This is a genomic window from Sphingobium sp. PNB (assembly GCF_019873065.1).
Taxonomy (GTDB): domain Bacteria; phylum Pseudomonadota; class Alphaproteobacteria; order Sphingomonadales; family Sphingomonadaceae; genus Sphingobium; species Sphingobium fuliginis.
In genome coordinates, this window is the sequence record NZ_JAINEZ010000039.1 from 1 (window position 1) to 12,552 (window position 12,552).

The 12,552-nt window shown below is 58.9% G+C and carries 28 protein-coding genes and 1 pseudogene; 18 read left to right on the top strand and 11 right to left on the bottom strand.

The window, feature by feature from the left end:
- The 10 genes from K7W03_RS14195 to K7W03_RS14240 all read right to left on the bottom strand — a co-directional run.
- Nucleotides 1-270 (bottom strand): hypothetical protein (locus K7W03_RS14195; RefSeq protein ID WP_222886585.1); only part of this gene is annotated, 270 nt, incomplete at its 3' end.
- A gap of 4 nt (nucleotides 271-274) precedes the next feature.
- Complete coding sequence (locus tag K7W03_RS14200) at nucleotides 275-622, bottom strand: hypothetical protein (protein WP_222886586.1); 348 nt, start codon at nucleotides 620-622, stop codon at nucleotides 275-277.
- A 2-nt stretch (nucleotides 623-624) separates the two neighbouring features.
- On the bottom strand, nucleotides 625-843 hold the full coding sequence (locus K7W03_RS14205; RefSeq protein ID WP_222886587.1) for a hypothetical protein: 219 nt from the start codon (nucleotides 841-843) through the stop codon (nucleotides 625-627).
- A complete protein-coding gene (locus K7W03_RS14210; RefSeq protein ID WP_222886588.1) occupies nucleotides 840-1,172 on the bottom strand; it encodes a hypothetical protein in 333 nt (110 codons plus the stop codon). The genes K7W03_RS14205 and K7W03_RS14210 overlap by 4 nt, the downstream gene beginning before the upstream one ends.
- Before the next feature lie 121 nt (nucleotides 1,173-1,293).
- Nucleotides 1,294-1,626 carry a hypothetical protein gene (locus K7W03_RS14215; protein WP_222886589.1) on the bottom strand — a complete coding sequence of 111 codons (333 nt, stop codon included), beginning with the start codon at nucleotides 1,624-1,626 and terminating at the stop codon, nucleotides 1,294-1,296.
- A gap of 61 nt (nucleotides 1,627-1,687) precedes the next feature.
- A complete protein-coding gene (locus K7W03_RS14220; protein ID WP_222886590.1) occupies nucleotides 1,688-1,927 on the bottom strand; it encodes a hypothetical protein in 240 nt (79 codons plus the stop codon).
- Nucleotides 1,928-1,993: 66 nt separating this feature from the next.
- Entirely contained in the window at nucleotides 1,994-2,248 is a 255-nt protein-coding gene (locus K7W03_RS14225; RefSeq protein WP_222886591.1) for a hypothetical protein, read from the bottom strand.
- 476 nt (nucleotides 2,249-2,724) lie between these two features.
- Nucleotides 2,725-3,282, bottom strand: coding sequence for a Panacea domain-containing protein (locus tag K7W03_RS14230; protein ID WP_222886592.1), 558 nt, complete (start codon nucleotides 3,280-3,282; stop codon nucleotides 2,725-2,727).
- A 119-nt stretch (nucleotides 3,283-3,401) separates the two neighbouring features.
- Nucleotides 3,402-3,842 (bottom strand): surface-adhesin E family protein, encoded by a 441-nt coding sequence (locus K7W03_RS14235; RefSeq protein ID WP_222886593.1) that lies wholly within the window; start codon nucleotides 3,840-3,842, stop codon nucleotides 3,402-3,404.
- 43 nt (nucleotides 3,843-3,885) lie between these two features.
- Nucleotides 3,886-4,641: a helix-turn-helix transcriptional regulator gene (locus K7W03_RS14240; RefSeq protein WP_222886594.1), complete on the bottom strand. Its 756-nt coding sequence runs from the start codon at nucleotides 4,639-4,641 to the stop codon at nucleotides 3,886-3,888.
- A 47-nt stretch (nucleotides 4,642-4,688) separates the two neighbouring features.
- Here K7W03_RS14240 and K7W03_RS14245 point away from each other — a divergent pair, with 47 nt between their 5' ends.
- Nucleotides 4,689-4,910, top strand: a complete 222-nt coding sequence (locus K7W03_RS14245) for a hypothetical protein (RefSeq protein ID WP_222886595.1) — start codon at nucleotides 4,689-4,691, stop codon at nucleotides 4,908-4,910.
- 144 nt (nucleotides 4,911-5,054) lie between these two features.
- Here K7W03_RS14245 and K7W03_RS14250 read toward each other — a convergent pair whose 3' ends face one another.
- Nucleotides 5,055-5,228 carry a hypothetical protein gene (locus K7W03_RS14250; protein WP_222886596.1) on the bottom strand — a complete coding sequence of 58 codons (174 nt, stop codon included), beginning with the start codon at nucleotides 5,226-5,228 and terminating at the stop codon, nucleotides 5,055-5,057.
- 143 nt (nucleotides 5,229-5,371) lie between these two features.
- Here K7W03_RS14250 and K7W03_RS14255 point away from each other — a divergent pair, with 143 nt between their 5' ends.
- From K7W03_RS14255 to K7W03_RS14330, 17 genes and pseudogenes are all read left to right on the top strand, one after another.
- Nucleotides 5,372-5,599, top strand: coding sequence for a hypothetical protein (locus K7W03_RS14255; RefSeq protein WP_222886597.1), 228 nt, complete (start codon nucleotides 5,372-5,374; stop codon nucleotides 5,597-5,599).
- The gene (locus K7W03_RS14260) at nucleotides 5,599-6,072 is read left to right on the top strand and encodes an XRE family transcriptional regulator (protein WP_222886598.1); all 474 of its coding nucleotides are present in this window, start codon (nucleotides 5,599-5,601) and stop codon (nucleotides 6,070-6,072) included. Before K7W03_RS14255 ends, K7W03_RS14260 begins: the two co-directional genes overlap by 1 nt.
- Nucleotides 6,069-6,236 (top strand): hypothetical protein, encoded by a 168-nt coding sequence (locus K7W03_RS14265; protein ID WP_222886599.1) that lies wholly within the window; start codon nucleotides 6,069-6,071, stop codon nucleotides 6,234-6,236. Before K7W03_RS14260 ends, K7W03_RS14265 begins: the two co-directional genes overlap by 4 nt.
- Complete coding sequence (locus K7W03_RS28105; RefSeq protein WP_264319069.1) at nucleotides 6,233-6,364, top strand: hypothetical protein; 132 nt, start codon at nucleotides 6,233-6,235, stop codon at nucleotides 6,362-6,364. The genes K7W03_RS14265 and K7W03_RS28105 overlap by 4 nt, the downstream gene beginning before the upstream one ends.
- A complete protein-coding gene (locus tag K7W03_RS14270; RefSeq protein WP_222886600.1) occupies nucleotides 6,361-6,888 on the top strand; it encodes an NUMOD4 domain-containing protein in 528 nt (175 codons plus the stop codon). The genes K7W03_RS28105 and K7W03_RS14270 overlap by 4 nt, the downstream gene beginning before the upstream one ends.
- Nucleotides 6,878-7,132, top strand: coding sequence for a DUF2312 domain-containing protein (locus K7W03_RS14275; protein ID WP_222886601.1), 255 nt, complete (start codon nucleotides 6,878-6,880; stop codon nucleotides 7,130-7,132). The genes K7W03_RS14270 and K7W03_RS14275 overlap by 11 nt, the downstream gene beginning before the upstream one ends.
- Nucleotides 7,132-7,491: a DUF1064 domain-containing protein gene (locus K7W03_RS14280; RefSeq protein WP_222886602.1), complete on the top strand. Its 360-nt coding sequence runs from the start codon at nucleotides 7,132-7,134 to the stop codon at nucleotides 7,489-7,491. Before K7W03_RS14275 ends, K7W03_RS14280 begins: the two co-directional genes overlap by 1 nt.
- Entirely contained in the window at nucleotides 7,488-7,646 is a 159-nt protein-coding gene (locus K7W03_RS14285; protein ID WP_222886603.1) for a hypothetical protein, read from the top strand. Before K7W03_RS14280 ends, K7W03_RS14285 begins: the two co-directional genes overlap by 4 nt.
- A 62-nt stretch (nucleotides 7,647-7,708) precedes the next feature.
- Nucleotides 7,709-7,834: pseudogene (locus K7W03_RS28355) on the top strand (helix-turn-helix domain-containing protein); the annotation flags it as partial.
- Nucleotides 7,835-8,282: 448 nt separating this feature from the next.
- Nucleotides 8,283-8,816 (top strand): hypothetical protein, encoded by a 534-nt coding sequence (locus K7W03_RS14295; protein ID WP_226870169.1) that lies wholly within the window; start codon nucleotides 8,283-8,285, stop codon nucleotides 8,814-8,816.
- Nucleotides 8,813-9,112, top strand: coding sequence for a DUF6378 domain-containing protein (locus tag K7W03_RS14300; RefSeq protein WP_222886606.1), 300 nt, complete (start codon nucleotides 8,813-8,815; stop codon nucleotides 9,110-9,112). Before K7W03_RS14295 ends, K7W03_RS14300 begins: the two co-directional genes overlap by 4 nt.
- A 1-nt stretch (nucleotide 9,113) precedes the next feature.
- On the top strand, nucleotides 9,114-9,392 hold the full coding sequence (locus K7W03_RS14305) for a hypothetical protein (protein WP_222886607.1): 279 nt from the start codon (nucleotides 9,114-9,116) through the stop codon (nucleotides 9,390-9,392).
- Nucleotides 9,393-9,458: 66 nt separating this feature from the next.
- On the top strand, nucleotides 9,459-9,734 hold the full coding sequence (locus K7W03_RS14310) for a hypothetical protein (protein ID WP_222886608.1): 276 nt from the start codon (nucleotides 9,459-9,461) through the stop codon (nucleotides 9,732-9,734).
- 240 nt (nucleotides 9,735-9,974) lie between these two features.
- Complete coding sequence (locus K7W03_RS14315; RefSeq protein ID WP_222886609.1) at nucleotides 9,975-10,169, top strand: hypothetical protein; 195 nt, start codon at nucleotides 9,975-9,977, stop codon at nucleotides 10,167-10,169.
- Between the two features lie 20 nt (nucleotides 10,170-10,189).
- The gene (locus tag K7W03_RS14320) at nucleotides 10,190-10,714 is read left to right on the top strand and encodes a hypothetical protein (protein WP_222886610.1); all 525 of its coding nucleotides are present in this window, start codon (nucleotides 10,190-10,192) and stop codon (nucleotides 10,712-10,714) included.
- 265 nt (nucleotides 10,715-10,979) lie between these two features.
- Nucleotides 10,980-11,258: a hypothetical protein gene (locus K7W03_RS14325; RefSeq protein ID WP_222886611.1), complete on the top strand. Its 279-nt coding sequence runs from the start codon at nucleotides 10,980-10,982 to the stop codon at nucleotides 11,256-11,258.
- Nucleotides 11,239-12,537, top strand: coding sequence for a PBSX family phage terminase large subunit (locus K7W03_RS14330; protein ID WP_222886612.1), 1,299 nt, complete (start codon nucleotides 11,239-11,241; stop codon nucleotides 12,535-12,537). Before K7W03_RS14325 ends, K7W03_RS14330 begins: the two co-directional genes overlap by 20 nt.
- Nucleotides 12,538-12,552: the final 15 nt, after the last annotated feature.

The window sequence follows — 12,552 nt, forward strand, 5'->3', positions numbered from 1 at the left end:
TGCCCTGATCCCATGCTTGTGTTCCCATGCCCGCCGATGCTGCTCAGCCATCGTCACAGGCGGTTCGCCGTGGATGCGCTCTTGTCCCTGCGCTTCGGCAGCGTCGGCCAGTTCATCATCCGTCATGGGACGCCAGCCATGGCCGCAGCAGATCGGGCAGTCCTCTTCATGCACACCGGAAATGATGCCGAAGCGGCGGACCTGAACCCATCCATGGCCTGCGCAGTGATCGCACTCGACCGATGGGCCATCATAATCGCGGATAGCCATCTCCCTACCCCTTCACCGGCAGAGCATCGACCGCATCACGGAAGGATGCGGGCGCGGCGTCATGCTCGCGGATCAGATTGAGGACGGCCTCTTTGCATTCGGCGGCGGTCTTGAGGACGGGCGCGGCGTTCTTGACAGCATCGATCTTGGCCAACATGATATCGACGGCTTCGGCAACGGTTGCCGCGTGGCCATGACAGAACTTGTCCCGCGAGCAATCGCCGTTTGGATAATAGCAAGAGGCTGAAAAATAGGCCCCATCCACGCGGATGCTCAGGCCCATTTTTGCGGGCAGCGTGTCGGCCAAGAACTCCTGCGCGATCTGCGCCTTGGAAACGGTTTCGATATTCATGATCACTTCTCCTCCCGGCGCCCAAGCGCCATGAATGCGTCGATGCTCTCAGCCATCTGGTGGCGGCGGACGGTTCCGATTGCGCCGCCCGGATAGTGACGAGAGGCCACCCGCCGCAGTTCTTCGCGAGAGCGGATGCGATTGATCGCCTGCATCTCGCCAAGACCCGGCATAGCGTCCATCTCGGCGCGGATTTCCTCGCTGGTGGGCATGTAGCTCATTGCCCTGCCTCCAGCTTGGCGAGCAGTCGGCGGGCCTGACGTCCATCAGACGCGAGCGGCCCGCAGCGCCCCATCAGAAGCTTGACGCACTCCACCAGTTCCGCCTTTTCGGCTTCAAGCTTGGCGACCAGTTCACGCGCAGACCGGGCTTCCCGTTCAGCCGTGTCTATCCGCGACCGGATGTTGAACTGCGCATTGTCGATCAGATAGTCTTGGACGCTATCGAGTATTGCCTCATAGACATCATCGACATGCTTCTTGACCATCGGCTGTATCCGCTCAGCAGCGCCGATTAGCGCGCTTTCGGGGAAGTCGTGTGCGGTAGCCATCACAACCCTCCCGCCACAATCCAAAGCGGCAGAGCCACCAGAACGAGAGCAATCGTCACGGCTTCAAGGCGGGTCAGAGTTATGCTGACGCGGCCATTGCGAAGGGCGTTGGTGAAGCGGGTCATGCAGCACCTGTGGCTTTGGCGATAGCGGCGCGAATGTCGGCAAGCTGCTCGCGATGCGACATTGCGTCGGCAGGCATCATGTGCTGAAAATCGCCCTCAGGGAGATCGAGCCAGCACTCGACCTTGCGAAGAACATTCAGCATCGCCGGCCCGGCAATCAGCAGCCGCAAATCTTTTTCGGAAAATCCGGAGATGCGCCCGACAGTTCTATCTGGGCCGTCACAGTAAGAATTGGTCCCTGCCGCGATCTCATAGCTTGTTTTGCCGTCCGCTGAGCGGATCGTGGAAAACACATGCCATTCGTCCAACTTGTCCTTAGAAGCCATCATACCTGCTCCTGTGATGCTGAAATCATGGCCAGCCCGGCGCGAAACCGGGATGGAACAGATGTCAGTTGACGTTGGCGCGAACAGCGGCGTCCTTAGCCTCCAGCAGCTTGCGGAGGGCTAGGGTGCGCTCTGGATTGCGCGGCAAGGTGGTGACGATGTGGTTCGCCAATTCGCAGAAAGGCCGCGATGCTGCCTGCAACAGGACCGGCAGATGCGAATAATGGAAATAGCGCAGGATTGGGTCAGCGCCGATCTGTTCAGCGGTAAATTCCGTGGGCGCCGGGTGAATTGCTTCTGTCATTCTCTTCCTCCTGTCGTAAATCTCATCCGCGCCCTGCCCCCGATAAGAGGCAGGACAGGGGGAGATTCAGGCGGCAACCGCCGAGATCATGGCACCCGAGTTTGGGTGACGGCCGAACAGGTGGGCCATGCCGTCTTCATGAATGGCGCGCTCAACCTGCATCTGCTGGGCAAAGCTGGACGAGCGGTGGATTGCGGAAAGGCTGCGGGCATAAATACCGGCCTCGCCCATCCGCAGTGCGAGGCGAGCTTTCGCCACATCGCGAGCGTTCGCCTTGTTCAGTTTGGCGGCGGGCATCTGGGTTGTGGTAACGGTCTGCATTCTCTTCCTCCTTCGGCTTGGCCGGTAGGAGGGGTTGTAATTGGATAATTCCTACTCGTCAACTACAAGTTGGATTTAACCGACAAATAATTCCTACTGCATTGAGAATAGGCACAAAAAAGCCCCGCCCCTCAGGCGAGAGGCGGGGGCAGTCGGGTCGCACACGGGCAAAGCCCGCAGCGCAGTAGATCACGAAGGAGGGTTGATTCGCATACCGAGAATGGGGGATGGCAAAAGAAAACCCCGCTGGCGGGCGGGGATGGGGCTACAGCAGTTCTATGCGCTCAAGGCTAACTAGGCGCTTTTCAGGGTCGATCGTATAATAGGCGCGCAGGCGAGGAAGGCGCGGCACCTTTGGGCTTTCGTAGGCCCAATGCTCGACGCCAGGTGCATCTTCTCGGAACCGCTGTCCGATCGATCTGGGATCTCGCTCCAGCCGTCTATAGATGCGCCGCAATTCGTCTTCAGCGAGGGCGTTACCTTGAATCGTCCACTCGTAAGCGCGCTCTGAAAGCTCGCTCGTCCTCACTCGCCAAATATCTGGGGGGGGACGCCTCAACTTCGGCCGCCATTTGCTCGGCCCAGGATAGGGTTTGCGCTGACGGTCGGCTGCACTCTTTCCATTCCTCTAGTATCGCGCTTGGCGGGATTGTCGCGCCCCGCGCGCCGGGATCGTAATACTTCTCCCAAGCGCCGCCCGGACGGTGAGTATAATTCACCAATTGACCAGCCGACATGTGCAAAGTCATCGTGAAGGCGTCATCAATAGCGAATGCCTCTGATGTACCAAACGCGAATGTAGATGCAACCGCGATCGACGTAACAAATCCTCTATTGAAGGACTTAAGTTCATGGTAAAGCGCCGGAACTACAGGTCCATGATCCCACGCCTCGAAGTTTTCTTCGAAAAGAGGGCGCTTTTCTCTTCCAAGGTGGATCATCTGGGCTACATAGAGTATCTTCTGATACTCTAGTGGGGAAAGCTTCCAGCCACTCTCTTCGCCCAGCGTCCGTGCAGCGATCAGAACTGACATAGCTTATCTCCGGTCCATATCAGAACGCTACCACATAACCATGTGCTAGTCGAGGGAGGGCCGTTTCATGCCTACTCCCCCACCCCACAAAACACCGTCAGGGATGGGGTTGGCTTCAATCAACGGCAGACAAGCTTGATCCATGCGCTTCCTAGGCTGCCCGGCACCACTGGCTCGGTCCGCGAAGGATAAGCTTCTGTAAAAAGAACCTGACGGTCAGGCCTGTATGCCACCCTGTACAGTTGAGTAAGTTCCATGCGGGTGCAATCGAACTGATATTTTGCCTTGGTTTCGCGATATTTCACATCCGGGTTTCTGGCATGATATCCACGTATCCAAACAGTTCTATATTGCCCGGTCGCACTGTAAAGATCGGTCGCTAGGATGCCATAATCGTCGCGGCCACCCACCGGGGCTACGTTCACCCAGGCAATCAGATTTGGAGAATCAACCGTAACGTCGAATCCGTACGGCATGGAAGTTAACCAACCATCCGGCACTCCAAAAGCATCTTGAGTTGGAGTTTGCGCGGCCGACTGCGTGGCGACTGTACTGGCCAACAAAATACAACCTAAATACCGCACCTTACCCACCCCAAAACAACTAAGCGTAATCGTCGGTTGTTAGAACCCGATCGATTCGCAACACGTCCTTCATGGGAATGCGGAACACCTTGGCAGGGTTGTACTGTTCCAATTCGACATATTGCGCAGATCGGCGCACCAGTCGCTTCACTAGGACGCAGGTAGACCTATCCCCGTCATCGCTTTCATCTTGGGGGCGCAGATATACAACAACATCGTCATCGACACGAAGCCGTGCGTCCCTTTGAGCGAACAGGAATGCGCCATCACGGTGAGCCGGATACATGCTGGCGCCTTGTACGTACAAGCCATAGACCTTCTCGACACCGTGGCTGATCGGTGGACGCTTGCGATATTCGATGATGTCTCCCGTATTGAGGGTGGTTTGCTCTATCCTCTCACCCTCAATCAGCATTTCCGCACCTAAGGCAGTTCCAAATACCGGTAGATCGTCCCTCGGCCGCTCCAGTGATGCACCTTCGAATTGAACCGGAGACGCATTCGCTTGAGGCCGCTCCGCAGCATCCACCAAGTCGGCTTCCGTTTTGCCAATATGGTCCAGCAGCTTGCGGAGATTGTCACTCCTTATGCTGCCGTCCTTGCCTTTCAGATTGGTAAAGAAGCCACGGTTCAGACCCGCCGCCAGCGCCCAATTGGTCGCAGCCAAGCCTGGAGGCTTTAGGGCCATCAGTTTGTCGTAGAGGCCTTGACCTCTTGAATCATTGCTTCCTGCCATGTTGGACAAATCCCACAGGCTGCGGTCGCCATCCAGCATGACGTTTCCAACTTGCATAGTAGGATTTATCCAGTTATGTAGGATTTATGGAACAGAAGCTCCCCACAGACGCGGACATGCTCGCCAAGATCGAAGCATTCTGCGCCAAGCACTCCATCCCGCCGACCACCTTTGGCCGCCTCGCCGTTGGCGACGGTAATCTTATTCCCGGTCTACGAAAAGACAGGTCCATGACCCTGCGTACCGGGCAGAGGGTAATCGACTTCATGGCCACCTACCGCCCCACCAAGCAGGCGGATGCAGCATGAGGCGCATCCTGGAAACGCTTAGGGGGAAGCGCCCTCAGAACGCGCCGGACGACCGCCACGAGATATTGATGTCCGCGCTCCGGAAGATTGATCCGGAGAACCCTCTCCTGCGCTTTGTAGAGGAGAGTTTCCGCCATGATTAGCTCAAGTCTTGCTGATAGGCACCTCTTTGACAGCGCGCCTGAAGCGTTCGTAAATGGCAATGACCTGTGCGTCGAACGGGCGGCTGGGATCAGCTTTGCCCGCGCCAGTTCTAGTTGCCCACGCAACGGTAAGCTGGGCAGCAACAAGCGCGGCAGTGTCTTCGCTGATGGCCATCGTGATTCCTTTCGTGGTTGTTTCGCAATCGCCACGATGACCGAAGCCGCTGGGGAGTCAATCTCCAGCGGTGGAGGCTCAAGCCTGTGAACCACCCTCTCCACAACCTCCCCAATAGCAACGAGACCAGCACGGCGGATGTGTTGGCCGAACTCGCTCGCGCCAAGGCGGTATTCCAGATGCGCGCCATCGCCACCGTTTTGGGCGCTCCATCTATTATCCGCGATGTTGATGGTGACGGCCTGATGCTCACTGTCGAGCCGCTTCAGTTCCTTCGGGTCGTCGAAGGAAGCGCGGACAGGGCTGATCCCCCTTCCGGTTCTGTCCGCGCCGTTTGTTTCGAATCCGTATCTCATGAGGATGCTGTCTAATGATCAGGACAGGCAATGTCTTAGCCCGGCGCAACCGGCCGACCACAAAGTCCTACCGCACTGCGGTAAAGAAGGTCGTCCTCACTTTGCAGGCGCAGCATGACCTTTCGGACGCCGAACTGGCTGAGCGCCTTGGCTGTTCCGCCGGCACGGTCAAGAACGCCCGCAACGAAGCTGGCAACCTTGACGGCGTGACGCTGATGAACGCCGAATATGAGTTCGGCCCCGGCGCGATTGACCATGTTCTGTCGCTGTCTGGGTCGCGTGCGGTTCCTGAGGGAGCGCATTGCGATACGGACTTCAACCCCGCCCTGCCGCTGTCTCAGGCGCTGACCGCGATCATCGCAACGCAGCATGAGAACAGCCCCGGTGGCCCACGCACTGTCGCGGAGGAAATCCTGCCGATCATCCAGCAGCTTCGCGAGGCTCGCGCCACGTTGGACCGGCTCATCATCATGGGAGAGCGGGGATGAACTTTCAGGACGCCCAGACCCGTGCAGCGGCGACCTATTATCGCGCCAAGGCCGACTTCGAACGGTTAGACGCCCTGTCTCGCCAACGCGCCCTCACAGAGCAGGAAAGCCGCCTGCTGGAGAACGCCATCAATCGCATGGCTGTGTGGGGAGCGGCGGCATGATCCGCGCCATCCGCCGCTGGGCTGCAAAGCGCTCCCTCGCCCGCATGTGCCGCCAGAACATGGCGCGCATCAACTCAGGCCCGGCGCGTGATCGCTTCGGCCGCTTCACTCAAAGGAAAACAGCATGAGCGGTCCGCGCGAAGTGTGGATGCCGGTGCCGAATTATGAGAACCGGTATGAGGTAAGTAATCTTGGGCGGGTCCGGAACAGCGAAACGCTCAAAATCCTGCGGTCCGGAGTTAATCGGGGGTACGCGCATGTGGCGCTGTATCACGCGCCGGGCGAGTCCAAGACCCAGTATATCCATGTTCTGGTATTGCGCGCCTTCTGCGGCCCGCCGCCGTTCCCCGGCGCTGAAGGGTGCCACAACAACGGCGATCGCCAGAATAACGCGCTGACCAATCTGCGCTGGGGTTCGCGTCAAGAAAACGTGGATGACAGGGGGCGGCATGGCCGCACCCGGTTTGGAACCGGCCAACGCTGCGCCAAACTCAACGAGGATCAGGTGCGCGCGATGCGCCAGTCATACCGCTCCGGGAAGGGCACCCACACTCTGGCCCGTGAATACGGTCTTTCAACCCACACCGTCTGGTGCGCTGTCACCGGCAAAACGTGGAAGCATGTCGAAGGGGCAATCAACAATGTCGGATAACGTCGCTGCTGAGCAATTGAAGCTTTTCATCGAGCGAATTGAGCGCCTGGAAGACGAGAAGAAGGGCATCGCGGACGACATCAAGGATGTCTATCTAGAGAGCAAAGCCAACGGGTACGACCCCAAAACGATGCGCAAGATCGTCCGTCTGCGGAAGATGGAGAAGAACGCACGTCAGGAAGCTGAGGCCCTGCTGGCCACCTATGCCGCTGCCCTAGGCATGCAGTTGGGCTTCGACATCTGATGTCGAAGTTCCGCGCCATCAAGACCGACTGCAACCATGGGCACACCCATGACAGCAAGAAGGAGGCTGCACGCTGCAACCAACTTCATGACATGGAGGTCGATGGCGCGATCACCGATTTGCGCCAGCAGCCGTCCTTCGCCGTCAACATCGGTGACAGCTACATCTGCACCTATGTGGCAGACTTCGAATATCGCGTGCAGGACTGCCGCATAGTCGAGGACGTGAAGGGCGTCCGTACCGCCGTCTTTCAGCTTAAGCGCAAGCTGGTCGAGGCAACCCACCCCGGCGTCGTCGTCACGATCTATCCGCCTGTGCGCCGCAAGAAGCGCAAGGTGAAGAAGGAGGCGGCGCTATGACCCGCACCCCCCACAGCGGCTACCTATCGCCCACGCGCAGTTGCGGCGCCTTCGGGACGTTCGATCAGGCTGAGCGCCGCCGTGCCGCTACTGTCGGTTCCGCACGCCTGCTGGACGCCCTGATGCGCTTCTATGAGCGGAGGCGGGCGGCTTGAGCAGTGAAGCCCTCGCATGGGCCTTTAAGCAGGACATTAAGCCCTCCAGCGTCAAGTTTACGTTGGTGGCCCTATGCGAGTGCGCCAACTATCGCACCGGCCGCATCATGCCGTCCATTGCGCACCTGTCTGAGATTACAGGGCAGGACCGCAAAACCGTCATCACCAATATTGCAGAATTGGAGCGCCGGGGGTTCATCACCGACACTGGCGAGCGTTCCGGGGCAACGAAACAGATCAAGGTATACAGTGCCGCTTTGGGTACCGTTCCAAGTACGGAACCATCCCAAAAGCGGAACAGTTCCAAATTTCCCCCGAAACAGTCCCAAAAACGGGACACGGAACCTTCTAGGGAACCTTCATCCTCAGAAGCTAAAGCTTCTTCGGATAAGCGCGCGAAGCCTTCGAATGAGAATTGGCATCGCCTTCCTGATGATTGGACGCCGACCAAGCCCCTGCCCGCCGAACTAGCTGCGGCAGTCGCGCAATGGCCACCCGGCAAGATCGAACACGAATTGAACGCCCTCCGCGATTGGGCGGCCAACGCCAGCAACGAGAAAGGCAAGGGCCGCAAACTCGATTGGGACAGGGCTTGGCAAGGATGGCTCCGCAGGGCCGATGAAAGGACACCCCGCAATGGAACAGGATCACGACCAGTTCAGAAAACCGCAGACGGCCGAGGAATGGGCCGAACAGAAGCGGCAGCAAAATCAGCTTTTGAAAAACTCGCTGCTTCAGGAAATTTCCGAGTTGGAAGCCAAGCTGGAGCCGCGCTCGCTGGAGGAGATCATGGTGGCTCTCTCGCGCTGCCTGACCCTGACCGCCCCTACCGGCATGTCGCAGGAAGACCGCGATGAATGGCTGATGGTTGCTGCGCCGGAACTGGCGGACCTTCCTTCGATGCTGTTTGATGATGCTTGCGCCCATGCACGCCGCACTGCCGACCATCCGGCTAAGATCATTCCGTCGATCCTGAAATATGAGCCGTCATCCTATTGGCTCGGCCCGGCCCATGCACGCCAGCGGCTATCCGATGCCCGTGCCAGGCTGGCTAACCTGAACGCGCCGCGCCTTCAGCAGACGGTGGACGAAAACGAAAAGCATGAAGTCGGCAGCGGCATGAAGGATTTGCTGCGCGACCTGATGAAGAACGCGGAGGCCAATCTGTGAGCCGGGTCGAAACCATCGGGAAGGCGAGTGACATCGCCGCCACCCTACAAGAGCGCGGCAATCGCTACGGAGCCTTCGACCGGCACGCAGCCATAACGCAGGACATCAAGCGCACGATCTTTGAATATCGGCACCGCGACGGGTTCGCCCCCGATCAGGTGGAAGCGCTGGAGATGATCGCGCACAAGCTGGGCCGCATCGTCAACGGCGACCCCGACTATGCCGATAGCTGGGTGGACATCGCCGGTTACGCGAAGCTTGTGGCTGATAGGCTGCTGACGGACGGTGGCGCATGACATGCCCGCCAACCCCGGCCGCAATCCATTCGAAGGCAACGACAACCCGCCGCTCGTTGATATCAAATATCGCAACGGCATCGTCGTCAGAGCGATCGATCCCAACAAGCGGCGCTGGGTTCGTTGGCCAGAGGGACCGCATGACTTCGATATCGTCAGTTATCAGATCGCGACGGGCAAGGATTACGAGGTTGTGTGGCCAGCCGACGGAGATGCTGGAACGGCAAAGGAACTCATCAATAATCCGCGCAAATCTGCGGGTTTCGCGGCCCGACGGTGAGTTATGTGACTCGGCTGCAAGCCTCAATACTGGCACCGCAATGTACGACGCCGCTGAAGGAGATGAGTGATGGGGAACGAATTAGCCGTCTGGGCTGAACGCAGGCCGCAGAGATCGGAAAGCGAGAGATCACAGATTGCGAACCGTTATGCATCGCACCTCCCGTTGGCTACCAGCCCTGTGAATGTGTCCGATGCCGACCTGAGCGCCATGCGCGCCGCATTCATTCGACGGTTCGATGAAGACTTGCCGCGCACCGAAACATTGATGGCTGTGGCGCATATCGGATACCGGATGGCGCTGCGCGACCGCGACCGCAAGCACAAGGAGGCGGGGGAGTGAGGAAGGGCGAAGCGATAGAGGCAATCGCGACGGGTGCCGCGATTGGCATGGTGGCTGGTCTTGGCGGATCAGCAATCGGTCTGTTGATTGCATCATTGGTTCTGGATGCGCCCAAATTCCCCGCCACAGCCTCACCAGACGCGAAAACGCCGCCCGGATGTATCGAGGTAGCCAAGAGCATCCAATCGCGCTCTACGGGTCTTAAAACCGCCCGCCCATCCACAGAGGGGAGGTAGGGGGATGGCTAAGCTACGCGCGCATTTCGAACGGATGCAGCACATGGCTGCCCGCTACTTGGAGCCGGGCCAGTATGTAGACCGGAACGGCAAGGTCGCTGCCGCGCATGATGATGAGGCCCGCATGAGCCTATGGGAAAACGACATCATCCATATGCTTGACGGACCGGAACAGCGGGAAGCGGAATCAACGGAATAACCACCTAACGGGGGCAGAAAATGGCACGTCGCCGCAGCAAGAAGAAGGTCGCAGTTGCATATGTCCCGCCCGTGGACGCCACGCCCGAAAGGCTCGCGAAGGGGGATGACAGCGAATGGGTCAACGCCGCAGAGATCGATGATACGGAGCAGGCCATCAACCGCGTGCGCCGGTTCCGATCATCGACGCTGGACCGCCTGCACAACAATGGAAAGATCAGTTGGCCGCAATGGTATGCCGGGGATCAATACCGCAATGCCTACCACCGCGCAGCCATGTTGCCCGGCGTGGTTGCCAGCTATGGCGAGCGCACGACCGTGGGTGAATGCAGCTATGGATTGGCGCGGACAGAGAGCCAGGTAAGGGCACGCCAGTTTGTTCGGCAGTGCCGCGAGCAAATCCCCTTCGACATGCGCGGGTTCATGGACCGGCTGCTGATCCATGACGATCTGCCGCGATATGGCGGGCGCAAGGCGATGCGCTCACTTGCGGAGGTTCGGCGCACCCTCGATTCCCTCGCGGATTTCATGCGCATAGCCAGTTGACCACAGCGGAAAATTCAAGCATACGAATTGTCATTGTCGCGCATTGCGACTTCGAAGGGCTGGCTTAACCGCTGGCCCTTTTCCGTTTCGGAAGGAGCGCGCTACTCCTCTTCCCGACACTGGCGGCGGGAACGAAGGCAATGCTGCGGCAACGTCAACGCCGTCGCGCTCCGGGGACGCGAACCCCTCATTGAAGCGGCGAAGCATTGCAACGCCATTCCAGCCAACTCACCGCCCACCCTTCGGGAGCGGAAAGGACGAGGCCATGAATAAAATAACGAGCGGAAAACCCGGCCCAGGTCGGCCTAAGGGTTCTCAGAACAAAGTCACCAAGGCGGCTAAGGATGCGATAGCGGAGGCCGCTGAAAAGCTCGGCGGCGTCAATCGCATCGTGGCATGGGCAAAGGAGGCCCCTGAGAACGAAAAGGCGTTCTGGTCGCAGGTGTATCCCAAACTGCTGCCGCTCCAAGTGAACGGCGCTGGCGATGATGGAGAACATATCATCGCCCATGAGATCGTGTTGCGTGGCGTCCGTCCAGATTGAGATACCGGACAAGCTGGTCCCGGTATTCGAAGGCGAGGCGGATGTAAGAGGTTCGCACGGAGGGCGCGGGTCGGCAAAGTCGCGAACCTTCGCGAAGATGACCGCCGTTCGCACTCACATGTGGGATCAGCAGAAGCGAACCGGCGTGATCCTTTGCGGTCGCCAGTTCATGAACTCGTTGGCCGATTCCTCCATGGAGGAGATCAAGGCGGCGATCCGGTCTGAGCCTTGGCTGGCCGCGCATTTCGATATTGGCGAAACCTACATCCGCACCAAGTCAGGGCGGATCAAATATGTGTTTTCTGGTCTCGACCGGAACATTGACAGCATCAAGTCCACCTCTCGCATTCTGCTGGCGTGGATCGAGGAAGCGGAGAACGTCACCGAAGAGGCTTGGGTCAAGCTGATCCCGACGCTTCGTGAGGAAGACAGCGAGCTTTGGCTGACCTGGAACCCGGAGCGGGAAACGTCAGCGACGAACAAGCGCTTTCGCAACCCGATGGACCCGCGAACCAAGATCGTGGAAATGAATTGGCGGGACAATCCGTGGTTCCCGGAGATACTGAACCGCCAGCGTTTGAAGGATCAGAAGGAACGCCCGCACATTTACGGGCATATCTGGGAGGGCGAATACCTTTCTGCGCTGGAGGGGGCTTACTTCGGTGAGCATCTGAGAGCGGCGAAGGAAGAGGACCGCATCGCTTTCGTCCCCGAAGACCCGCATATGGTGATCCGGCTTTATGCTGACATTGGCGGCACGGGCGCCAAAGCGGACAATTTCGTATTCTGGGCCGCGCAGTTCATCGGCTTGGAAATCAGGGTGGTGAATCATTACGAGGTGCAGGGCCAGCCTATCGCCGCGCATCTCAACTGGATGCGGTCGCAGGGATACACGCCCGATCGCTGCAAGATTTGGTTGCCACATGACGGCGACACGAACGACCGGGTTTTCGATGTGTCGTACCGCTCCGCTTTTGAGGCGGCGGGATACACGGTCGAGGTTGTCCCGAACCAAGGCAAGGGCGCTGCGGCTGCCCGTATCGAGGAAGCGCGCAAGCTGTTCCCGCGTGTCCGGTTCGATGAGGTGAAGACCGAAGCCGGGCGCAAGGCGCTGGGCTGGTATCACGAGAAGAAAGACGAGAAGCGCGACATAGGGCTTGGGCCTGAGCATGATTGGGCATCGCACAGCGCGGACGCCTACGGCCTGATGTGTGTCGCCTACGAAGAGCCGCGAGCGCATCGCCCGATCCGCAGCGGCATGAGAGTGGGAGTTGTGTGATGGCACGACCGAGGA